This is a genomic window from Georgenia sp. H159, assembly GCF_035607575.1.
In the GTDB taxonomy this organism is placed as follows: domain Bacteria; phylum Actinomycetota; class Actinomycetes; order Actinomycetales; family Actinomycetaceae; genus Oceanitalea.
Genome location: NZ_JAYDZY010000010.1, coordinates 17,690 through 38,546, shown reverse-complemented (window position 1 = coordinate 38,546; position 20,857 = coordinate 17,690). Strand labels below are relative to the sequence as shown.

21 protein-coding genes are annotated in these 20,857 nt (G+C 70.3%); 9 read left to right on the top strand and 12 right to left on the bottom strand.

Features of this window, described 5'->3' with window-relative positions; translation table 11 throughout:
* Positions 1–29 precede the first annotated feature (29 nt).
* Positions 30–851 (top strand): hypothetical protein, encoded by an 822-nt coding sequence (locus VR894_RS14715; protein ID WP_324652722.1) that lies wholly within the window; start codon positions 30–32, stop codon positions 849–851.
* Positions 852–857: 6 nt separating this feature from the next.
* Here VR894_RS14715 and glgA read toward each other — a convergent pair whose 3' ends face one another.
* Entirely contained in the window at positions 858–2,063 is a 1,206-nt protein-coding gene (gene glgA / locus VR894_RS14710) for a glycogen synthase (RefSeq protein ID WP_324652721.1), read from the bottom strand.
* Between the two features lie 69 nt (positions 2,064–2,132).
* Here glgA and glgC point away from each other — a divergent pair, with 69 nt between their 5' ends.
* Both glgC and serB read left to right on the top strand, forming a co-directional pair.
* A complete protein-coding gene (glgC, locus tag VR894_RS14705; protein WP_324652719.1) occupies positions 2,133–3,389 on the top strand; it encodes a glucose-1-phosphate adenylyltransferase in 1,257 nt (418 codons plus the stop codon).
* Positions 3,390–3,506: 117 nt separating this feature from the next.
* On the top strand, positions 3,507–4,397 hold the full coding sequence (gene serB, locus VR894_RS14700) for a phosphoserine phosphatase SerB (RefSeq protein WP_324652718.1): 891 nt from the start codon (positions 3,507–3,509) through the stop codon (positions 4,395–4,397).
* Positions 4,398–4,419: 22 nt separating this feature from the next.
* Here serB and VR894_RS14695 read toward each other — a convergent pair whose 3' ends face one another.
* The 4 genes from VR894_RS14695 to fabG all read right to left on the bottom strand — a co-directional run bounded on the left by VR894_RS14695 (position 4,420) and on the right by fabG (position 6,927).
* Positions 4,420–4,836, bottom strand: a complete 417-nt coding sequence (locus VR894_RS14695; RefSeq protein ID WP_324652717.1) for a hypothetical protein — start codon at positions 4,834–4,836, stop codon at positions 4,420–4,422.
* Positions 4,837–4,912: 76 nt separating this feature from the next.
* On the bottom strand, positions 4,913–5,416 hold the full coding sequence (locus VR894_RS14690) for a SixA phosphatase family protein (protein ID WP_324652716.1): 504 nt from the start codon (positions 5,414–5,416) through the stop codon (positions 4,913–4,915).
* Positions 5,417–6,184: an enoyl-ACP reductase FabI gene (gene fabI / locus VR894_RS14685; protein ID WP_324652715.1), complete on the bottom strand. Its 768-nt coding sequence runs from the start codon at positions 6,182–6,184 to the stop codon at positions 5,417–5,419.
* Positions 6,185–6,210: 26 nt separating this feature from the next.
* Positions 6,211–6,927, bottom strand: a complete 717-nt coding sequence (fabG, locus tag VR894_RS14680; RefSeq protein WP_324652714.1) for a 3-oxoacyl-ACP reductase FabG — start codon at positions 6,925–6,927, stop codon at positions 6,211–6,213.
* Positions 6,928–7,013: 86 nt separating this feature from the next.
* Between fabG and VR894_RS14675 the strand changes: the two genes are divergently transcribed.
* From VR894_RS14675 to VR894_RS14665, 3 genes are read left to right on the top strand one after another with little or no spacing between them, the layout of a single operon-like run.
* Complete coding sequence (locus VR894_RS14675) at positions 7,014–7,355, top strand: DUF3099 domain-containing protein (protein ID WP_324652713.1); 342 nt, start codon at positions 7,014–7,016, stop codon at positions 7,353–7,355.
* On the top strand, positions 7,352–7,579 hold the full coding sequence (locus VR894_RS14670; RefSeq protein WP_324652712.1) for a hypothetical protein: 228 nt from the start codon (positions 7,352–7,354) through the stop codon (positions 7,577–7,579). Before VR894_RS14675 ends, VR894_RS14670 begins: the two co-directional genes overlap by 4 nt.
* Entirely contained in the window at positions 7,576–8,406 is an 831-nt protein-coding gene (locus VR894_RS14665) for an SURF1 family protein (protein WP_324652710.1), read from the top strand. The genes VR894_RS14670 and VR894_RS14665 overlap by 4 nt, the downstream gene beginning before the upstream one ends.
* A 329-nt stretch (positions 8,407–8,735) precedes the next feature.
* On the opposite strand, the gene VR894_RS14660 is transcribed toward VR894_RS14665, so the two are convergent.
* Positions 8,736–9,368, bottom strand: a complete 633-nt coding sequence (locus tag VR894_RS14660) for an LON peptidase substrate-binding domain-containing protein (RefSeq protein WP_324652708.1) — start codon at positions 9,366–9,368, stop codon at positions 8,736–8,738.
* 287 nt (positions 9,369–9,655) lie between these two features.
* On the opposite strand from VR894_RS14660, the gene VR894_RS14655 reads away from it, so the two are divergent.
* On the top strand, positions 9,656–10,216 hold the full coding sequence (locus VR894_RS14655; protein WP_324652705.1) for a DUF427 domain-containing protein: 561 nt from the start codon (positions 9,656–9,658) through the stop codon (positions 10,214–10,216).
* A 39-nt stretch (positions 10,217–10,255) separates the two neighbouring features.
* On the opposite strand, the gene merA is transcribed toward VR894_RS14655, so the two are convergent.
* Positions 10,256–11,704: a mercury(II) reductase gene (merA, locus tag VR894_RS14650; RefSeq protein ID WP_030153508.1), complete on the bottom strand. Its 1,449-nt coding sequence runs from the start codon at positions 11,702–11,704 to the stop codon at positions 10,256–10,258.
* A 78-nt stretch (positions 11,705–11,782) separates the two neighbouring features.
* On the opposite strand from merA, the gene VR894_RS14645 reads away from it, so the two are divergent.
* On the top strand, positions 11,783–12,172 hold the full coding sequence (locus tag VR894_RS14645; protein ID WP_028708020.1) for a heavy metal-responsive transcriptional regulator: 390 nt from the start codon (positions 11,783–11,785) through the stop codon (positions 12,170–12,172).
* A 788-nt stretch (positions 12,173–12,960) separates the two neighbouring features.
* On the opposite strand, the gene VR894_RS14640 is transcribed toward VR894_RS14645, so the two are convergent.
* Together VR894_RS14640 and VR894_RS14635 are read right to left on the bottom strand one after the other, a co-directional pair.
* The gene (locus tag VR894_RS14640; RefSeq protein WP_324652702.1) at positions 12,961–13,365 is read right to left on the bottom strand and encodes a hypothetical protein; all 405 of its coding nucleotides are present in this window, start codon (positions 13,363–13,365) and stop codon (positions 12,961–12,963) included.
* 184 nt (positions 13,366–13,549) lie between these two features.
* Positions 13,550–13,882, bottom strand: a complete 333-nt coding sequence (locus tag VR894_RS14635; RefSeq protein WP_324652701.1) for a hypothetical protein — start codon at positions 13,880–13,882, stop codon at positions 13,550–13,552.
* 857 nt (positions 13,883–14,739) lie between these two features.
* Here VR894_RS14635 and VR894_RS14630 point away from each other — a divergent pair.
* Entirely contained in the window at positions 14,740–16,146 is a 1,407-nt protein-coding gene (locus VR894_RS14630; RefSeq protein ID WP_324652700.1) for an IS1380 family transposase, read from the top strand.
* Between the two features lie 218 nt (positions 16,147–16,364).
* Here VR894_RS14630 and VR894_RS14625 read toward each other — a convergent pair whose 3' ends face one another.
* The 3 genes from VR894_RS14625 to VR894_RS14615 all read right to left on the bottom strand — a co-directional run bounded on the left by VR894_RS14625 (position 16,365) and on the right by VR894_RS14615 (position 20,792).
* On the bottom strand, positions 16,365–17,099 hold the full coding sequence (locus VR894_RS14625; protein WP_324652699.1) for a CBS domain-containing protein: 735 nt from the start codon (positions 17,097–17,099) through the stop codon (positions 16,365–16,367).
* 1,478 nt (positions 17,100–18,577) lie between these two features.
* Positions 18,578–20,191 (bottom strand): ABC-F family ATP-binding cassette domain-containing protein, encoded by a 1,614-nt coding sequence (locus VR894_RS14620; protein ID WP_324652697.1) that lies wholly within the window; start codon positions 20,189–20,191, stop codon positions 18,578–18,580.
* A gap of 130 nt (positions 20,192–20,321) precedes the next feature.
* On the bottom strand, positions 20,322–20,792 hold the full coding sequence (locus VR894_RS14615; protein WP_324652696.1) for an Lrp/AsnC family transcriptional regulator: 471 nt from the start codon (positions 20,790–20,792) through the stop codon (positions 20,322–20,324).
* Between the last annotated feature and the right edge of the window lie 65 nt (positions 20,793–20,857).

Genomic DNA, 20,857 nt, shown 5'->3' with positions numbered 1-20,857 from the left:
CCGGGGTGCCGGACGTCTACGGTGGGGGCGTGCCCGACCTTGTACTGCCTCACGCCGTTCTCGCCGCGCTCTGGCTCCCGAAGCTCGCCGCCGCCGGCCCCTCCCGGAGCGGGGAGGGCGGCGACGTCATCGATGCGGCCCTCCGCGCGATCACCGGCGAGGACACCCACGTCATCGACCGCCCGGACGGCGCGGTGCGCTCCGCCCGCGAGATGGCAGGCCGGATCGTCGGTGAGCAGATCACCGACGTCGGTGCTGTGCTCCCCGCGCCCGGGCACGTCGCCGGTCTTCCCGGGGTGGCGCTGCTCGACGCGGTCGACGCCGGCCAGTGCCTCCTCATCCGCGCCGAGGGCGGCTCCTGGGCCGTCGTCCCCCACGTCGAGCGGTTCGGCAGCGACCTCGAGCCGGGCACCCTCGTCCGCTGGGTGCTGCACCCCTTCCCCTTCGCGGAGCGGCCGGTGCCGACGCTGCTCGGGCTCGTCGGCTCGCTGCGCCAGGCACGGCAGGAGATCGTCGAGGCGCTGGTGACCGCGGGCGAGGCGCTGGAGCAGCTCGACCTCGCCGGGTGGCGTCCCGACGCCGCCCGGGAGGCGGCCCACCTGCTCCGGGAGGACGTCTCGAGCGATCTCCTCCCCCCGGGCCTCGAGCCCACGCGGGTGGAGGTGCTCACCCGGGCGGCGCGCCTGCTCGCGGTGGTCCAGCTGGCCCTGGAGGACGACGGCGGTGCGGTCGTCGCCCGGCAGGGTGCGGCCCGCGCCGAGGTGCTGCGCGGCCTCGAGCACACCGCCCGCCGGGCCCTCGCCGCCGCGAGCGTGAGCCACGTGTCCGGTGGCGTCAGCCGCTCGCGGTAGCCGGCCTCACCCGGCGATGACGCGCTCGTAGAACTCCAGCGTGCGGTCGGCGATGGACTCCCAGGAGAAGTGCTCCTCGGCGCGGCGCCGGCCGGCCTCCCCCATCTCGGCGGCGCGGGAGGTGTCGTCGAGCACCGCGGTGAGCGCCTCGGCGAGGTCGGCCTCGAAGCGAGCCGGGTCCACCGGGGTGCCGGTGCCGTCCGCGACCTGGTCGATGGGGACGAGGGTGCCGGTGACGCCGTCGTCGACGACCTCCGGGATCCCGCCCGTCGCGGACCCGACCACGGGCAGCCCCACGGCCATCGCCTCCAGGTTGACGATGCCGAGCGGCTCGTAGACCGACGGGCAGACGAACACGGTGCACGCGGTGAGGACCGCGATGAGGTCCGCGCGCGAGAGCATCTTGTCGATCCACACGACTCCCGAGCGGGTGGCGCGCAGCTCGGCCACGCCGGCCTGCACCTCCGCGGCCAGTGCCGGGGTGTCCGGGGCACCGGCGCACAGCACGAGCTGGACGTCCTCGGGAAGCGAGCGGGCGGCCCGCAGCAGGTGCGGCAGGCCCTTCTGCCGGGTGATCCGCCCGACGAAGACGACGGCGGGACGGCTCGGGTCGATGCCGTGCGAGCGGGCCACCTCGTCCGCACGCGCGGCCTCCTCGCCCGCCGGCCGCTGCCACCCGGCGAGGTCGATGCCGTTGTGGATGACCTCCACCTTCTCCGGGTCGACGGCGGGGTAGCTGCGCAGGATGTCGTTGCGCATGCCCGCACTGACCGCGATCACGCCCGCGGCGCCCTCGTAGGCGGTCTGCTCCGCCCACGAGGACAGGGCGTACCCGCCACCGAGCTGCTCCGCCTTCCACGGCCGCAGCGGCTCCAGCGAGTGCGCCGACAGGACGTGAGGCACGTCGTGCAGCAGCCCGCCCAGGTGACCGCCGAGGTTCGCGTACCAGGTGTGGGAGTGGACGATGTCGGTCCCGCGTACGGCGTCGGCCATGGCGAGGTCCACACCGAAGGTCTGGAGCGCCGGGTTGGTCCCCGCGAGCTCGGCGACAGAGCCGTACCCGCGCACCCCGGCCTCCTCACGCGGCCCGTCGAAGCAGTGCACCCGCACGTCCACGCGTGCGCGCAGCACCCGGGCGAGCTCGGCGACGTGCACCCCGGCCCCGCCGTACACATGAGGGGGGTACTCCCTCGTCAGCATGTCGACACGCATCGCGGCCCCCTCGTCAGTCAAGCGACCAATAGATCTGCAGGACCATCTAAGCAGCCCTAGAGTCCAGGTATGAGCCCTCGGCGTACCCATTCCCCCCGGGTCCTTGCGATCGTCCTCGCCGGTGGCGAGGGAAAACGACTGATGCCGCTCACGGAGGAGCGCGCCAAGCCGGCAGTCCCGTTCGGCGGGATCTACCGCCTCATCGACTTCGCCCTGTCGAACATCGTCAACTCCGGCTACCTCCGCGTGGTCGTGCTGACCCAGTACAAGTCGCACAGCCTGGACCGCCACATCGCCAAGACGTGGCGGCTGTCGACCCACCTGGGCAACTACGTCGCCCCGGTGCCCGCGCAGCAGCGGGTGGGCAAGCACTGGTTCCTCGGCAGCGCCGACGCCGTCTACCAGTCCCTCAACCTCATCGACGACGAGCAGCCGGACATCGTCGTCATCGTGGGTGCGGACAACATCTACCGCATGGACTTCTCCCAGATGGTCGACCAGCACATCGACTCCGGCGCCGCGATGACCGTCGCCGGCATCCGGCAGCCGATCTCGCTCGCCGACCAGCTGGGCATCATCGACGTCGACCCCGCCAACCCGCAGCGGATCCGGGCGTTCCTGGAGAAGCCGGCGACGGCGCAGGGTCTTCCCGACTCCCCCGACGAGGTCCTGGCCTCGATGGGCAACTACGTCCTCACCACCGACGCGCTCATCGAGGCGCTGCGGGTGGACGCCGAGGACGAGGAGTCCAAGCACGACATGGGCGGCAGCCTGGTCCCGTGGTTCGTCGACCGGGGCCTGGCCGGGGTGTACGACTTCAAGGACAACATCGTGCCCGGCGCGTCCGACCGGGACCGGGGGTACTGGCGCGACGTCGGCACCATCGACGCCTACTACGACTCCCACCAGGACCTCATCTCGGTCTCCCCGGTGTTCAACCTCTACAACCAGGAGTGGCCGCTGTTCACGGGCAACACCGGGATGCCGCCGGCCAAGTTCGTCTACGGCCACCGTGAGCGGCTGGGACACGCCCTCGACTCCCTCGTCTCCCCCGGTGTCATCGTCTCCGGCGGTGAGGTCATGGGCTCGGTCATCTCCCCCGGGACGAAGATCAACTCCTGGTCCTCGGTGCGCGACTCGGTGCTCTTCGACAACGTCGACGTCGGCCGCAACGCCGTCGTCGACCGCGCCATCATCGACAAGAACGTGCGCATCGCCGACGGCGCTCAGATCGGCGTCGACCCCGAGCACGACATGGAGCGCGGGTTCTCGGTGACCGAGTCCGGCATCACCGTGGTCCCGAAGGGCGCGACAGTCCGGCGCTGAGGTTCGCCGGGCTCCCGCGCCGGTGGGTCGCCCTTCTCGATCACCGGTCGTCCCTTCCAGTGCCCGGTCCTGAGCCGAAGGGACGACCCTGCGGCGGTCCCCCGTAACCTGGGCTGCGTGATCCGTCTCGCCCTCGTCTCCGCCCGTCCCCTCCCGCCGTCACTCGTCGAGCACGCCCGCGGCCTGCTCGCCACGGTGGCCGAGGACGTCACGTCCGCCGACACCTCGCGGCCCGGCTGGTCGGCGCTCGCCCTCACGGGCACCGCGCGTGCCGACGCGGCACCGGACGCGCACGTCGCGCTGGCCGCCGAGCTCCGCGGTCCCGCGACCGCCCTGGGCGTGGACGTCGCCGCCACCGCGGGCGCGCTGGTCGACGACGGCGTCGGCCTGCTGGTCATGGACGTGGACTCCACCCTCATCACGGCGGAGGTCATCGAGCTCCTCGCCGAGCACGCCGGCACCCGCGCGCAGGTCGCGGAGGTGACCGAGCGCGCGATGCGCGGGGAGCTCGACTTCGCCGCCAGCCTCCGGGAGCGGGTGGCCACGCTCGAGGGGCTGCCCGTCTCCGTCCTGGACGACGTGCGCGCCGCCGTCGAGCTCTCCGCCGGCGCCCGCGAGCTCGTCTCCACCGTCCGGGACCGGGGCGGGCGGGTCGGCCTGGTCTCCGGCGGCTTCCTCGAGATCGTCGGGCCGCTCGCGGAAGGGCTCGGCATCGACCACGTGGCCGCCAACCGGCTCGAGGTCGACGGCGGTCGGCTCACCGGCCGCACCGCGGGCCCGGTCGTGGACCGGGCCGCCAAGGAGCAGCACCTTCGGCAGTGGGCCGACGACGACGGCGTGGACCTCGCCCGGGTGGTCGCGGTGGGCGACGGCGCGAACGACCTCGACATGCTCGCCGCCGCCGGCCTGGGGGTGGCCTACTGCGCCAAGCCCGTGGTCCAGGAGCAGGCCGACGCCGCCATCACCTTCCCGCGTCTCGACGCCGTGCTCGGGCTGCTCGACGGCTGAGGCACGGCGAGCCCGACCTCGCTCAGCAACTGAGGTCGGCGACGTCCTCGCTCGAGAGGTCAGCGGCCGACCAGTACACGGGGTCGACGAAGCGCGCGCCCTCCGGCGTCGCGATCACGAGCAGCGTGGCGTCGTAGTCGGAGCCGTCCCGCGCCACTCCGGAGACGCGGACCGCCCTGGCCTCCACGTCGGCCTCCTCGACGACGTCGCTGCAGTGGAGGGTCGGCACCTCCTCCGGCGCCGGTGGCGCGTCCTCCAACGACGCCCGGCAGCTCTCGGCGGAGCTTGCGAGGTCGCACAGCTCTTCCGGCTCCGTGCGGGCGACGTAGGCGGAGTCGAGGAGCTCGGCCACCTCCTCCTCCGCCGGGACCTCCTGCGCGGGAGCGCACGCCGTGAGGAGCACGACGGCCGTGGCGACCGCTCCTGCAGCTCGACGCACGGGTGTGGCTCCTTCGCTCACGTTGCTGCCCGTACCGTATCGCCCGGCGGGCCCGCCCGCGTCCGCGCCCCGCCGATTACTCCGGGCGCAGCACCGTCCGGAGCCGGGCGGTGGAGCGGTCGAGCGAGGACCAGCTCATCGGGACCTCGATGACCGCGGCGTTCCCGGTCCCCATGCCGAGGGAGACCATCTCCGCCAGCGTGCTCCGCTCGCCGTCGACGAGGTGGGCGAGGGAGGACATCGTCGGCTCGTGGCCGACGACGAGCACGCGGCTCACGTCGTCGGGGAGCTCGGCGAGGAGGGCGAGCACGTCGCGCGGCCCGGCCGAGTAGAGCTCGTCGCGCACGTCGGCGGCCGGCGCGTCCGGCAGGCCGGAGGCGATGAGCTTGTAGGTCTCGGTGGTGCGCAGCGCGCTGGACACGAGCGCGACGTCCACCCGGCCGACCTCCTCCGCGAGGAGCGGCCCCAGGGACGCGGCCTGTCGGCGGCCGTGGGCCGACAGCGTGCGCTGCGCGTCGCCTAGCCCGTTCTCCGGCTCCGCGTGCGCGTGTCGCAGGAGGACGAGGGTGCGGGCTGTCACCTACTGCCCCATCGCGTGGACGCCGCCGTCGACGTGGACGATCTCCGCCGTCGTCGCGGGGAACCAGTCCGAGCACAGCGCCACGACGGCGCGGGCCGCGGGCTCGGCGTCCTTGACGTCCCAGCCGAGGGGCGCACGCTCGTCCCAGGTCTCCTCCATCTGGACGAAACCGGGGATCGAGGTCGCCGCCGTCGTGCGGATCGGGCCGGCGGAGACCAGGTTGACGCGGATGCCCTCGGGGCCGAGGTCGCGGGCGAGGTAGCGCGCGGTCGACTCGAAGGCCGCCTTGGCCACCCCCATCCAGTCGTAGACCGGCCAGGCGAAGGAGGCGTCGAAGGTGAGGCCAACGATCCCGGCGCCGCGGGTGAGCAGCGGCTGGGTCGCCACGGCCAGCGACTTGAGCGAGAAGGCGGAGACCTCCATCGCGGTGGCGACGTCCGGCCACTCCCCCGCGAGGAAGTTGCCACCCATGACCGACTGCGGCGCGAACCCGATCGAGTGGACGACGCCGTCGAGGTGGTCGGTGTGCTCGCGGACGCGGTCGGCGAGGGCGGCGAGGTCCTCGGCGTTCGTCACGTCCAGCTCGACGACGGGCGCCTCGGTGGGCAGCCGTCGCGCGGTCACCTGCGTGAGCCGCAGCTGGCGCCCGAAGGACGTGAGGATGACCGTGGCACCCTCCTGCTGCGCGAGCCGCGCGACGTGGAAGGCGATCGAGTTGTCCTTGAGCACGCCGGTGACCAGCAGGGTCTTGCCGTCGAGAAGTCCCATCGTCTGTTCTCTCCTAGTCGGAAGGGTCAGTGGCCCATGCCCAGGCCGCCGTCGACGGGGATGACGGCCCCGGTGACGTAGGCGGCGGCGGGCGAGGCGAGGTACATGGTGGCGCCGACGATGTCGGAGACGTCACCGAAGCGGCCGGCGGGGATCGCGGCCCGGAGCTTGTCCTGCTGCGCGTCGGGCAGCGCGCGGGTCATGTCGGTGTCGATGAACCCGGGGGCGATGACGTTGGCGGTGATGCCGCGGGAGCCGATCTCGCGGGTGATGGAGCGGGCCATGCCGACGAGGCCGGCCTTGGTGGCCGAGTAGTTGACCTGTCCGGCGTTGCCGTACATCCCCACGACCGAGCCCATGAGGATGATGCGGCCGGCGCGCTTGCGGATCATGCCCTTGGACACCCGGCGCACGCAGCGGAAGACCCCGGTGAGGTTGACGTCGAGGACCTCGGTGAACTCGTCGTCGCTCATCCGCATGAGCAGCTGGTCGCGGGTCATCCCGGCGTTGGCGACGAGCACCTCCACGGGGCCGTGGGCCGCCTCGATCTCACCGACCGCCGCGTCGACCGCCTCGGTGTCGCGCATGTCCCCGTGCACGCCGAGGACGCCGTCGGGCAGGTCGCCGCCGCGGTAGATCGTGGCGACGCGGTCCCCCGCGGCGACGAACGCCTCGGCGACGGCGCGGCCGATGCCGCGGCTGGCGCCGGTGACGAGCACGCTGCGTGCGTCGGTGTCGTTCACGTGTCCTCCTGTGATGTGGTCCGGATGGCACGGTAGCCGACGGTGCCGGTCCGGCGTCGGAGGCATCCGCACCTTACCCTTGTTCGGTGGGCCGGAAGCGCGACGTTCAGGCGATCACCTCGGTGGGGCGACCGCTGAGCGAGGACGTCCACAACCGGGTCGTGCGGTACCTCATCTCCATGTCGATCCGCACCGGGTGCTTCGTCGGGATCTTCTTCACCGAGGGCTGGCTGCGCTGGGTCATGGCCATCGGGGCGATCCTCCTCCCCTACGTCGCCGTGATCTTCGCCAACGCGGGGCAGGAGCGGCCCGAGGAAGCGGATACGCTGATCGGGACGTCACAGGGGCTCCCCGAGATCGAGGGCCCCCCGGGCTCCGGTCCCCCGACCTTCCCGCCCATCGACCTGAGAGGTGGCTACCTGAGGTGAGCACGTTCGCCTCGCCGGACGGCGACGGCCCGGTCGAGCGGGTCTGCAGCGCCAAGGGCTGCCGCGAGGAGGCGGCGTGGGGCCTGCTGTGGAACAACCCCAAGCTCCACACCGAGGACCGCCGCAAGACGTGGCTCGCCTGCGACGCGCACCGTGCGCACCTGGAGTCCTTCCTCGGGACGCGGTCGTTCCTGCGGGAGGTCGTGCCGGTCTCCGCGCTATGAGCCGCTACCGCTTCCTGCGGACCCGGCGCTGGGTGGGGCTGGCGCTCGTCGTCGTCCTCGCCGCGACCGCCTGTGTCCTCCTCGGCATGTGGCAGTGGACCCGCCACGAGTCGCGCGCCTCCGCGAACGAGCTCGTCAACGCGAACTACGGCGCCCCCGCGCAGGAGATCTCCGAGCTCGTCGACGACGCCGTCCCTGCCGACCTCGTGTGGCGCAGCGTCGAGGTGGAGGGCAGCTACGTCGGGGAGCAGGTCCTCGTCCGCAACCGGCCCGTGGACGGCAACCCCGCCGCGCGCGTCCTCGCCGTGCTCCGGGCCGAGGACGACGACGACGGCGAGCGGCTCGTCGTCGTCGACCGCGGCTGGCTCCCGCTCGGGGAGGAGGAGACGGTGCCGCCCGTCTACCCCGACGGCGAGGTGAGTGTTGTCGGACGGCTGCGGCAGGCCGAGCCCGTGGACTCGCGCACGGCACCGGACGGGCAGGTCTACGCGATCGAGCCGGCGACGGTCGCGCGGGCGGCCGGCGTCGAGGGCACCGACCTGTTCACCGGGTACGTGCTGGCAACGACGGAGAACGGCGCACCCGTCGACGGTCTCCACGCGTTCCCGCGGCCCGAGACGACCCCCGGGTCGCACCTGTCCTACGCGTTCCAGTGGTGGGTGTTCGCCGTCGGCTTCCTCATCGGCTACGTCGTCCTCGCGCGACGCGAGGCCGCGGACATCGCCGCCGAGGCCGCCGGCGAACCGACGCGGCCGGAGCGGACCACCCGGCGGCGGACGGACGCCGACGAGGAGGACGCCCTCATCGATGCGCAGCTCGATGGCTGACACCACCGACGCCCGCGGCGGCCCATCTCACGACAAGCGGATCCTGGGTGAAGTCATCCATTGGGCGCACAAGCCGCAGGAGGCCGACGGGCCGCCCTGCGCAGCTTGAGACGCCCGCAGGAAGAACAGCCAAGAGGCGGCCACGGATACCGAGCGCCACCCGTTGAGGGCGCCTACGCGCCGGAGCCAGGTTCGACGTCCGCTCGTCCGCCGTCCGGGCACCCCGCCGACATCCGGATCTGCCGCATCCGGTGCGCCGGGCCGAACCGCTCCTCAACTCACGGTCCGTTGTCCGTTTCGGCAACTCACGGTGATAGGTCCTCGTCGTCCTACGGGTGGTCCGGCCAACCGATGGTGAAGCGGAGATCCGCGACGCGTGTCTCGTCTACCAGCGTGGTCAGCAGCTCCGCCGCAGTCGCCGAGCGCAGCAGTTCGTAGTGATCCAACGGGCCGAGCGGCGCGATACCGGCGACCTGCCAGATGCGTTTCGCTGGCTCAGCTGAGAGTTCTATGTCGGGCGACCACGGCAGTTCGACGAACTCGCTCGCTCTGGTCAAGGTCGCGCGCACCAGCGCCTCGGCCGCGGCGAGCGCCGACACGGTAGGTGGGTCGAGTTCCAACGTCTCGAGCTCGCGCACCTCGGCGCGTGGGAACGGGTCGTCTTGGAGCCAGCGGACGACCTCGAACCGTGCCGCACCCGTCGCGAGCAAGCCGATCGACTCCTCGGCGATCTCGACCGAATGGATGCGTGCCACTGTGCCCACCCCGAACCGGACGTCGCCACCGCCAACCTCCGAGCCGCGCTCGATCAGCACCACGCCGAACTCACGGTCGGATTCCCCGAGCACCGAGGCGAGCATCGCGATGTAGCGCGGCTCGAAGATTCGCAGCGGCAACGGCATGCCAGGCAACAGCACAGAACCGAGCGGGAACATCGCAAGTTCACGCGTCTCGCCGGACATGACTGCGATCCTCCCGCGACCGGCTCGCCGCGGCGAGCCCTGCCCAGAATGTTGAGCGGCGACAGGCTCGCGTCCATACCTCGCCGGGAGACTCTGGCCGCCCTTGGTTGCCCCATGGCGCCCGGCCATGCAGCGTCGGGTGAGCGGTGAGCCGAACCCGGGCGCCGGCGAAGGTCCCGGCCTCGGTGCACGGCCAACCGCGGGTGGAGCACCAGCAGCCGGCGGGGAGCATGGGCTGGGCATCGTCTGCCATCACGGTCGCGGCGCCCCGGTCTACTGTCGACTGCATGACGCACCATGACCGCCCGGCCTGGAGTCCCCGCACGCCACCCCCGGGCGGGCGGCTCGCCGTCCCACCGGACCCGGGCCAGGAGTCGGTCTGGGACTACCCCCGCCCACCCGCGGTGCAGCCGAGCACGGAGCATGTCCTGGTGCTGCTCGGGACGACCGTCGTCGCCGACACCCGACGTGCCCTGCGGGTCCTGGAGACCTCCCACCCGCCGACCTACTACCTGCCGGTCGCCGACATCACTGACGGTGCCCTCGTCGCCGTGGCCGCGCCGACCACCGTGTGTGAATTCAAGGGACGCGCCACGTACGCGGACGTCGTCGGCCGCGACGAGGACGGAGGGAGGGTGGTGGCGCCGGCCGGCGCCTGGACCTACCCCGAGCCCTCACCCGGGTACCAGGCGCTGATCGGACACGTCGCGTTCTACCCGGGCCGAATGACTCTGTGCACCGTCGACGGCGAACCGGTCCGGCCGCAGCCCGGGGCCTTCTACGGCGGCTGGTGCACCCACCGTGTGGTCGGCCCATTCAAGGGCGAGGCCAGCACCCGCGGCTGGTGACGGCCGTCGCTTGTCCCGTCCAAGGATCCCTGTGCGGGTTCATGCTGCGCAGCAGGAGAGTTTGGTGATGTCGGTGGTGAAGGTTTGGGCGGTGAGTTTGAGGCCTTCGGCCATGGTCAGGTAGGGGCTCCAGAGGTTGGCGACCTGGTCGGTGGTCATGCCGGCCTCGAGGATGTAGACGCCGGCGGCGGCGAGGTCACCGGCGTCCTGGGCGAGGGCGGTGATGCCGATGATGCGGCCGGTGTCGGCGTCGGTGACGATCTTGATGAGCCCGCGGGTGTCACGGTTGACGATGGCGCGCGGGACGTGCGCCAGGGGCAGGACGCGGCTGTCGCAGCGGATCCCGGCAGTGCGGGCCTGCTGGTCGGTCATTCCGACGGAGGCCAGGGCGGGGCTGGTGAACACGACCCGGGGCAGGTGGCGGTAGTCGACCTCCCGGCCGGCTCCGGTGAGGGCGTTGTCGGCGACCAGGGCGCCGTGGGCCGCGGCGACGTACACGAACTGCGGGTGGGCGGTGACGTCACCCGCGGCCCAGATCCGCGGGTTCGTGGTGCGCAGGTGGCTGTCGATGATGACCTCGCCGCGCTTGCCGGCGCGCACGCCGATGGTGTCGAGGCCGAGCGTGCCGGTGACCGGGCGGCGGCCGGTGGCAACGAGGAGCTCGGCCGCGCGGAGCTCGTGTGAGCCGTCGGCGGTGGTGGCGGTGACCGTGACCTCGCCGGTGGCCGGGTCGCGGCGCACCGCGGTGGGCACCGCGCCGCGGATGATCTCGATGCCTTCGTCGGCGAGGATTTCTTCCAGGGCGGTGGCGGCCTCGGGTTCCTCGTGGGAGGCCAGCCGTGAGCGGACGAGCATGGTGACCTGGGCACCGAGGCGGGAGAAGAGCTGGGCCTGCTCCATGGCGACGTAGCCGCCGCCGATGACCAGCAGCGACTCCGGGACGTGGTCCAGCTCCATCGCGGTCGTCGAGGTCAGATAACCGGCCTCCTGCAGGCCGGGGACCGGCGGCGCCCAGGGCGTGGAGCCGGTAGCGATGAGGTGGTGCGCGGCCCGGACGGTTTCCGCCGTGCCGTCCGGGCCGGTCACGCGGAGTGCCGGCTCAGTCGGTGTGCCGACGAAGGTGGCCTCGCCGGGGTGGAGGGCCCACCCGTACTCGGCGGCCAGGGCCGCGTACTTCTCGCTGCGCAGCGATCCGACGAGCTTGTCCTTGCCGGCGACCATGGCGGGCATGTCGACCGGTGGGGCGTCGGGGAGTGGCAGACCGGGGAACCGGGCGGCGTCGAGTGTGACGTGGCGGGCCTCGGCGGCCGCGAGCAGGGCTTTGGAGGGCACACACCCGGTGTTCACGCAGGTACCGCCGATGGTGCCGCGCTCGATCATCACCACCCGCTTGCCCAGGGTGGTGGCGCGGATCGCGGCCGCGAACGCCGCCCCACCGGACCCGATCACTGCCAGGTCATACGACCTGCCCTTGTCCGTTGCCGTCATAAGTCCTCCCTTGTTGCCGCGCCTCAGGACCAGGATCGACCTTCCAGTGCACTGGAAGGTCAAGGCAGAATGAGTGGCATGCGGATCGGTGAGGTGGCTCAGGCGTCGGGCACGACAGCTAAGACCCTGCGGTACTACGAGGACGTCGGACTCCTCCCCGACCCCGACCGCAGCCCGGCGGGGTACCGGGACTACGGCCCCGAGGTGCTCGACCGGCTGCACTTCATCCGCCGGGGCCAAGCCGCCGGGCTGACCCTGGCCCAGATCGGCCAGGTGCTGGCCATCCGAGACCGGGGCCAGGCCCCCTGCCAGCACGTCACCGACCTGCTCGACACCCGCCTCGCGGTCATCGACCGGCAGCTCGCCGAGCTCGCGCAGCTACGCACCACGATCGCCATCCTGCGCGAGCACGCCACCACCGGCGACCCGGCCACATGCTCCCCCGAGGACGTCTGCCGCTACCTGTGACCCGCGAAGGTCACCGGCCCGTGGCACCATCGCGACATGGCCGATGACACCCAGCAACGATGCTCGTGCTGCGGCCGCCAGCGGCCACGAAGGTCGCTCCACGCACTCGGGAGCGAACCGGCCTACATCTGCCGAAGGTGCGCGCTCTGGGTCGCCCTTCGCATCGCTCGCGACTGAACGACTCCGCCCGCAACGCGGGCACGCCGCCGGCCGCGGCGAACATCGTCGGATGGTGCGCGAAGGAACCAAAGGGCGCGAATGACGACCAATCATCACGCCGCCAGCGCGATCGCGGGCGCCCGTTGCCGCACTCCTCATCCGACGGTCTGAGCTCCACCGCCTGGCAGCGGTCCGAAGCCTGGAGAGGGCATCGGAGCCGGACGGGACCCCCTAACGCTCAGTGGTCCGCCCTCGCAGCGGTTGCGGTCGGTCCAGTTGTCCGTCCCGTAGGAGGAACCCGTCGCGGGTCCCCGCCGCCGGCTCACAGCCTCCGCGAACCGGACGCCAGCCACGTTCCGCAGAGGATCCCCTTGCGGCCCGTCGCCCGCGCAGGTGCGGCAGGGCTCGGGCGCCGTGGCACGTTCGCCTTGCGGGACGCTTCGGCGCGGGCGTATCCGAGAACCTGATGGAGCACGGATACCGATTTGGGTCTTCAGCCCTACGGTGCCAGGCCCTGAACGGGGTCGGAGTCACGTTTCGTTCATGAGCTCGCATAGGAGTGGCCCTGTTAGAGCCGTGAGCCCCCGAGTAGTGAGCTCTAATGCCTTGAGTGACTGGAATCAAAAACGTCAGACGGAGGTGTCCGGATTTTCACTGGGGTGCTCCGGTCGATGCGGGCGTCCGAACTCGTGCTCCCAGAGGTTGTCGCGGTGTTCGCCGCCGTGGGGACAGAAGAACTTCCATGGACTCTTGCGTCCCGAGCCGTACATCCAGGGGCCACCCATTAGCCATTCATCGTACTCCTCGCATTCACGCTGCGCCTGGACAGCAAGGTCCACGCCGCAGTGGTGGCAGACCATGTCCTTCCACGACTCGACGTAGTGCAGGTCCCTGATCTGGCTCTCCTGGGCGGGACAGACGCAGTCGGCATGGTTTCGGAACACAGGCCCAGGGAGATGGAAGGTCGTGTAACCGTCGTCGCTATGCGTGGGTGGCCGCTGCGGGTAGAAGGGGCAGCGGGTGGTGTGGGACATGGACCCTCCGGGCGGTGAGGCGGCAAATCGGCGTTGCCTTCATGGCTAACCGTAACGTCAGCTCCGATCAGGCTGAGAAACGACACCAACATCCTTGAGGTTTAGGTGGATCCTCGACGGAGGCTTCGGTGACTCCGCATTCGCCGGCGCCTTGCCGTGAGCCCGCAGGATGTCCGTAGCGGTGCTACGTGGTGACGCCGAGCGCCCGTTTGCCTTCCGTCACGAAGTGGTCTTCGGCGGCATGGATGTCGCGCGGGGACTTCGTCCTGCCTTCATTCCAGAAACGGGCGTAGTACGCGTCGAGCCACTCCCGCCCCGCCGCGTACAGCGCTTGATCAGCGAACAGGCGCAAGTGAGCCAGTGCAGCATCGGCATCGGCACCGGCGAGGAGGTGGGTGATGGGGTCAGTGCCGCCGTCCCGATCCGCGTACGTGCCCCCCTCGTAATACGCATCCAGTTCGGCCTTACCGACGATCCTGCGCATAGTCGAGTAGAACTGCACGTACGCCGACTTCACGTCGTCGTATCGCTTCTCCCGCCGTTCATGCACATGCCGTTGTCGAGCTAGCATTACAGAAGTTCCCGCGCCGGCAGCAGCTGCGATTACACCACCTAGGGCGGTCGCTAGCAGCTGAGGATCCATGAGGTGCATCATGCCAGGACGCCAGCGGGACGCCGTCTCCCGCTCATGCCCGCCGGCAACGAGACGCGCGGGGCGACCTCGCCCATGAGCTTGCCAGAGAACGGCAAGCTCATGGCAGTGTGCCGAGCGGGCCGTCCAAGCCTGGTTCCCGTCGCCGAACCTCACGATCCCCACCGCCATGCAGGACGTGGCGGGACGGCCATCGCTGCACAGCCCTGGTGCGGTTTCCGTCCCGTGTGCGGTCCGGGAGCCTCGGCCGGCGACTCGCGCACCCGCCGGGGATCCGGCTAAGAGACCGCTTGCATCCCCGGTCTGGACGTGATCGCTCGCGGATGAGACTTCAGACGAAGTCCGCTTGTCAGCCGTGCACGCCTCACGGACGGTGCGCTTTCCGCGGCCATCGACCGCTTCGGTTCCATATAGCGCCGGAAGGGCAGCGGGGCAGCGCGAAGCGCATCGCGGAATGCCAACTGTTCGGCCCCTGCGGATGACTGCCGGCCAGCGAGAGGTGTAGGTGCGCTACCCGGTGATCATCGACGACCTGCATCAGGTAGAGACGCCAAATGCTGACCGTTGAGCCCCTGAGGGATGTGGCGCCAGCCAGCGCTAGCCCGGTGCTTTCACGGTGGAGCGGCGGCGGTGCCGTGTCGGTGACGTAGAAAGTGCTCCTGAACAGGGACGATAGGGATTGTCGAGATCCAAGTCGTATCAGTTCGAGGAGCACCTTCAAGGTGAAGACTACCCGCGTCTATCCACGTGTCGAGGTCGACACGGCCAGCGTCCCGGCGATCGGTCAGGCCGGCGGGGTGCTGCTGACGGAGACCATCGCGGCCACCGGCCTGGGAGCGGAGTTGTCGGTGGCGCTGTCGCCGTGGCGCAAGCCGCTGGCGGTCCACGACCCGGCGAAGGTCATCACGGATCTGGCGCTGTGCCTGGCGCTGGGCGGAGACACGCTCTCGGACGTCGCGCTGCTGCGCGCCGAACCCGACCTCTACGGGCCCGTGGCCTCAGACCCGACGGTTTCGCGGACCATCGACGCCCTGGCCACCGACGCCCCCGCTGCGCTGCGCGCGATCGACACCGCGCGAGCCGCTGCTCGAAAGGCGGCGTGGGCGTTGGCCGGGCAGCACTCCCCGGACCACGAGATCAGCGCCAAGTCGCCGCTGATCATCGACGTGGACGCCACCCTGGTGACCTCCCACTCCGACAAGGAGCGCGCCGGGGCGACGTTCAAACGCGGCTACGGCTTCCACCCGTTGTGCGCGTTCCTCGACCACGGTCACGAGGGCAGCGGGGAACCCCTCGCTCTCATGCTGCGCGCCGGGAACGCCGGCTCGAACACCGCCGCGGACCACATCACCGTCATCAAGGACGCACTGCGTCAGCTACCCGGTTACCGGCGCGGCACCCGCCCGGGCAGGAAAGTCCTCATCCGCACCGACGGCGCCGGCTGCACCCACGACGTCATCGAGTGGATGACCGGCCATCGCCTGTCCTACTCCGTCGGGTTCACCCTGCCGGCCAACACCCCCGAGCTGCTCGCGGTAATCCCTGACCACGTCTGGACCCCGGCCTATGACGCCCACGACCAGATTCGTGACGGGGCCTGGGTCGCCGAGCTCACCGACCTGCTCGACCTGACCGGCTGGCCCGCCGGGATGCGCGTCATCGCCCGCAAAGAACGCCCCCATCCCGGCGCTCAGCTGCGGATCACCGACATCGACGGCCACCGCATCACCGCCTTCGCCACCAACACCCGCCCCGGCGGACCCGGCACCCAGCTCGCCGACCTCGAGCTCCGTCACCGCCGCCGAGCACGCTGCGAGGACCGCATCCGCACCGCCAAGGACACCGGACTGCGCGCGCTCCCGCTGGACGACTTCGCACAGAACCAGATCTGGCTCGCCATCGTCGCTCTCGCCGCCGAACTCACCGCCTGGATGCAGCTGCTCGCTCTCACCGACGTGGAGGCCCGGCGCTGGGAACCCAAGCGACTACGACTGCGGATCTTCACCATTCCGGCCACCATCGCCCGCCACGCACGGCGCACCGTCCTGCACCTGGCCAGCACCGCGCCCTGGGCCCACCTCGCCGTCCACGGCATCACGCGCCTGCGCCGCCTCCCCGCCCCCGGCTGACCCGCAGGCTCCCGTCCCGACGACCTTTCAGCAAGCCCCCGGCCACGGAACCCGCGACAACCGAGACGACACTCGGCGCACTGTCACACCCCGCTGAAAGAATCGACTCAGACCACGCTCCCCGCGCGGTCATCACCCAGCCCGGCCGCCCCATGAAAGATCCGGGCTAGCCAGCTTGTATAAACGAGATCTGCGAACCGCGGTCCTCAAGGGTCCCCTCAAGGCAACGGGACTGTCACTTCCTTGAGGACGGCGGCCACCTCAAATCGGGTGAAAATCCCCTGTAACTGGCCCGCTTCGGTGCCGTCAGTGGAAATCAGCAGCGCGGGCGGAGCAGTCGGGTTCAGCATCCGCTGGGCCGCCCTGAGCGCCGGGACCGTGGGCTTCACGAACGCGGCTTGCTCGTGCTCTTCAGCATGCTCAATAAGTTTCGCGACGGTGACGTCCTCAGCCAGAAGAATCCCGTCCTCGGCTATCGAAGCACTGAGCCATCGAGCCATCGCATTCGTCGTGAACAGCCCAACATATTCGTCGCCCTCGTAGATCGGCATCTGCGAGATGTCTAGCTCGACCACCGTGGCCGCGACCTCTGCCAGCGTGCTGTCCCGGGAGAGGCGGATCGGGTTCACAACCATGAAGTCCTTGATCGGCGGCTGGCGCTGGATCAGCTGCGCGATCCGCTCCATCTGCTCGACCGCGTGCGGCCTGGGAATCGCGATCGGCTCTCCGTCACGGGAGGGGTTGTGGGCAATAACGTTGCGGAGCTCAGCTAATCTACGGAGGACAGCTTGGTTGCGCTCGACGACCTGATTTCTCCTGGCCTTCTCGTGTCGAAGTACGGCACCAAAGCCGTGAAAGGACTCCTCATACTGGTGGGAGAGATGGTCGAGAGCGCTCTCGTAGGCCGCGATGAATCGCTCGGCCGGCGGCCGAGTATGCTGAGTGTCTGTCATAATGCAACTCTAGACGTCAGCTCTGACGAATAGACCGGCCGCCCGAAGCGAAGGTCGAGGAGCCACATCGGGGTCCATAGTCCTCCCGTGGCCTGGGACGCTCCCCACGACGAAATGTCCATCGCCGCAGATGGCGCACGTTTCGTCGTCGTCATCCGGTCTGAGGCGAACGTGGGGGCAAGTTCGTTGTCGTCGGCCGGGTCTCCGGCAACTAGACATCGTTAGGTCGCCATCTCCCACCGGGTGTGCGGGCGGCGGGCGTGCCAGCTGACGTTCCGTTGGCCGATCCCTCTGATCGGGCAGATGACGTCCGGGTGATCGGGTGCCGGCGGACATCACCCGCGTCGGGTCTGCCTCCGACACTCCCGCGCGTCGCCCACAGCTCCGTTACCCCCCTGTGGGCAGTCCCGTCAAATCTGTGGATGGACGGTGGGAAGGTGTCCGGCACCTGTGGATAACCCGTGATCCACAACATCTAGTAGGTCACCGTGTCCACAGGGACTAGGGGTAGTGGTCCCAGGACCAGAGGATCCCACCAAATTACGTCGTTGTGATTTAGGATCGAAGGCGTGGGCACGGTGCCCTAGGAAGGAGGTAGAGAGCCATGGCTAAGGGGAAGAGCAAGGGAACCAGCGCCAGGTCTGCGATCAGCGGTCGCTACGTCACGAAGAAGCATGCCGCCCGCAGCCCGCGCACCACGGTCGTTGAGCGCCGCAAGTGAGCGCCAGCGCTAGCACTACGGGAAGGAGGTGAGAACGATGAAGAGGCCCAAGATCACCATCCAGGTCACGCGCACCGTGCGCGTGCCTGGTCGCCCCACGGTCAGGAAGACCGTGAGGCGGACCGTCTAGTCCGGGCGACTAGGTGAGGCCTCGTCTTAGAGGCTTGGGAGCGGGTCGCGTTGCCGCGCGGCCCGCTTCCGTTTCTCCAAGTTAGTACGTTCCACGAACGTTGTCAGCGACACGCCTCACATCCGACGCGGGGCACTCACGGGCGCCCGTTGACCAGCGTTAGACCGCCAGTACCGAGCGCAAGAGACTAGAGATTACGGCGACGCATCGCCCGTGGCGCAACCGCTCGTGGTGTTGACGCCGAGGCGGTCGGTCAACCACCGAGACCGATCCTCTCGAAGGCGACGCTGCCGCCCGGCCCTGCCCGCCAGCAACTGAGTCAGCAGTGCTGCGGCAAGTGTCACGGTCACACCGAGGGAAGCGACCAGCAGACGCGCTGTGGTGTCGTCCATCCCGACATCTCGCGGCTCCATCCTCGATTGATTGCGCTCGGGACGAGAACCCCGTGGGCGTGCTGAACGTCCCACAAGACCAACCCGCATCGGACGGACCGTGCCTGACCTGCGCCAACACCCCCGCTCGGCTCCGACAGTCCCGGAAGACCTGCCCGGTCAAGTGCCCGGTGAGGGCGCGTCGTGCGACACACGGCGGCCTACTCAACCGCTCAGCGCCGCGGTGCCTCCCCCGTCAGGCCAGCGCGATGAGCTCGGAGTACTGCTCGCTCCACAGGTCCTCGTCGCCGTCGGGCAGGAGGAGCACCCGCTCGGGCTCGAGCGCCTCGACGGCGCCCTCGTCGTGGGTGACGAGGACGACGGCGCCGGTGAAGGTCCGCAGCGCGCCGAGGATCTCCTCGCGCGAGGCCGGGTCGAGGTTGTTCGTCGGCTCGTCGAGGAGCAGCACGTTCGCCGAGGAGACGACGAGCACGGCCAGCGCGAGGCGGGTCTTCTCTCCGCCGGACAGCACCTTGGCGGGCTTGTCCGCGTCGTCGCCGGAGAAGAGGAAGGACCCGAGGACCGAGCGCACCTGGGTGTCGGTGAGGTCCGGCGCGGCAGTCCGGAGGTTCTCCACCACCGTGCGCTCGACGTCGAGGGTTTCGTGCTCCTGGGCGTAGTAGCCGATCTTCAGCCCGTGCCCGGGCACGACCTCGCCGGTGTCCGGCTCCTCGACACCGCCGAGGATCCGCAGCAGCGTCGTCTTGCCGGCACCGTTGAGCCCGAGGACGACGACCTTGGAGCCGCGGTCGATGGCGAGGTCGACGTCGGTGAACACCTCGAGGGAACCGTAGGACTTGGACAGCCCCTCGGCCGTCAGCGGCACCTTGCCGCACGGCGCCGGGTCCGGGAAGCGGAGGTTGGCGACCTTGTCGGCGCGGCGGGTGTCCTCGAGGCCGGCGACCATGCGCTCGGCGCGGCGGATCATGTTCTGCGCGGCAACGGCCTTGGTGGCCTTGGCGCGCATCTTCTCCGCCTGGGCCATCAGCGTGGACGCCTTCTTCTCGGCGTTCTGCCGCTCCCGACGACGACGGCGCTCGTCCTGCTCCCGCTGCTTGAGGTAGGCGTCCCAGCCGAGGTTGTAGACGTCCAGCTCACCGCGGTTCGCGTCGAGGTGGAAGACGGTGTTGATGGTGTCGCGGAGCAGCTCGACGTCGTGGCTGATCACGATGAGCCCGCCGGAGAACGAGGCGAGGTAGTCGCGCAGCCAGACGATCGAGTCGTGGTCGAGGTGGTTGGTCGGCTCGTCGAGCAGCAGTGTCTGCGCCCCGGAGAACAGGATGCGCGCGAGCTCCACCCGGCGGCGCTGGCCGCCGGAGAGCGTGTGCAGCGGCTGGTCCAAGACCCGCGTCGGCAGGCCGAGGTTCGAGGTGAACCGCGCGGCCTCGGACTCGGCCGCCCACCCGCCCTGGGCGGTGAACTCGGCGTCGAGGCGCACGTAGCGCTCCATCGCCTTGGCCTGCGCGTCCCCGGTCCTGCTCGCCATGTCCGCCTCCGAGCGGCGGATGCGGCGCAGGATGCCGTCGATGCCGCGGGCGGACAGCACCCGGTCACGCGCCAGGACGTCGAGGTCACCGGTGCGCGGGTCCTGCGGGAGGTAGCCGATCTCGCCGGTCCGCGTGATGGTCCCGGTGTGCTGGACGACGCCGGAGGTCGCCTCCTCGCCCGCGAGCAGCTTGGTCAGGGTGGTCTTCCCCGCACCGTTGCGGCCCACGAGTCCGATCCGCATGCCGGCGTCGACGCGGAAGGTCGCCTCGTGGAGCAGCTCCCGTGCGCCGATGCGCATCGAGACGTCGTGGGCGGTGATCACAGGCAGACCTCAAAGCGTGGTGGTGGGTGGGATGCAGCGCAGCACTCGCTGCGACGGCGGCGTCCAGTCTACGGCGGGGCGCATCCTCTTTTGCGGTGAGTGTCACCACCCCGGTCGGGAGCGGGTGCGGTCAGTGCTCCAGGTCGCGCTCGAGCACCGGGGCGAGCCGGAACGGGATGAGCTCCCCCATGGCCAGCGACGTCTCGGTGCGGATGACGCCGTCGCAGGCCAGCACGAGCCGGTTGACCCGGTACAGGTCGTCGGTGTCCGTGCACACGCAGCGCACGAGGATGTCTCCGGGGCCGCTGAGCCCGTGCGCCTGGACCACCTCCGGGATCTCACGCAGCTGCGCCACGACGTGCTCCAGCCGCGGCTGGTCCACCTGCGTGAGCATGAAGACGGTCAGCGGGTACCCCAGCGAGGCCGCGTGCAGCCGGCGGTCGAACCCCTGGAGGGCGGGCCCGGCCTCCAGCGCCGTCAGCCGCGCCTGCACGGTGTTGCGGGCCAGCCCGAGCTCGTCCGCGATCGCGACGATCGTCGAGCGGGGGTTGGCGGTCATCGCCAGCAGGATCCGCCGGTCGGTGTCGTCCACGCTGCGCATGGTGCCCAATCATATCCACGCCGCCACGCCTTTGCTGAGCATAATGTTCGACGAACGCCGCGTTC

Excerpts from the sequence above, each read along its gene's own strand:
- glgC (WP_324652719.1), top strand. The coding sequence starts at position 2,133 with ATGAGCCCTCGGCGTACCCATTCCCCCCGGGTCCTTGCGATCGTCCTC.
- VR894_RS14615 (WP_324652696.1), bottom strand. The coding sequence starts at position 20,792 with ATGCGCAGCGTGGACGACACCGACCGGCGGATCCTGCTGGCGATGACC.
- VR894_RS14665 (WP_324652710.1), top strand. The coding sequence starts at position 7,576 with ATGAGCCGCTACCGCTTCCTGCGGACCCGGCGCTGGGTGGGGCTGGCG.
- glgA (WP_324652721.1), bottom strand. The coding sequence starts at position 2,063 with ATGCGTGTCGACATGCTGACGAGGGAGTACCCCCCTCATGTGTACGGC.
- VR894_RS14645 (WP_028708020.1), top strand. The coding sequence starts at position 11,783 with ATGCGGATCGGTGAGGTGGCTCAGGCGTCGGGCACGACAGCTAAGACC.
- VR894_RS14640 (WP_324652702.1), bottom strand. The coding sequence starts at position 13,365 with ATGTCCCACACCACCCGCTGCCCCTTCTACCCGCAGCGGCCACCCACG.
- VR894_RS14660 (WP_324652708.1), bottom strand. The coding sequence starts at position 9,368 with ATGTCCGGCGAGACGCGTGAACTTGCGATGTTCCCGCTCGGTTCTGTG.
- fabI (WP_324652715.1), bottom strand. The coding sequence starts at position 6,184 with ATGGGACTTCTCGACGGCAAGACCCTGCTGGTCACCGGCGTGCTCAAG.
- VR894_RS14655 (WP_324652705.1), top strand. The coding sequence starts at position 9,656 with ATGACGCACCATGACCGCCCGGCCTGGAGTCCCCGCACGCCACCCCCG.
- VR894_RS14625 (WP_324652699.1), bottom strand. The coding sequence starts at position 17,099 with ATGACAGACACTCAGCATACTCGGCCGCCGGCCGAGCGATTCATCGCG.
- merA (WP_030153508.1), bottom strand. The coding sequence starts at position 11,704 with ATGACGGCAACGGACAAGGGCAGGTCGTATGACCTGGCAGTGATCGGG.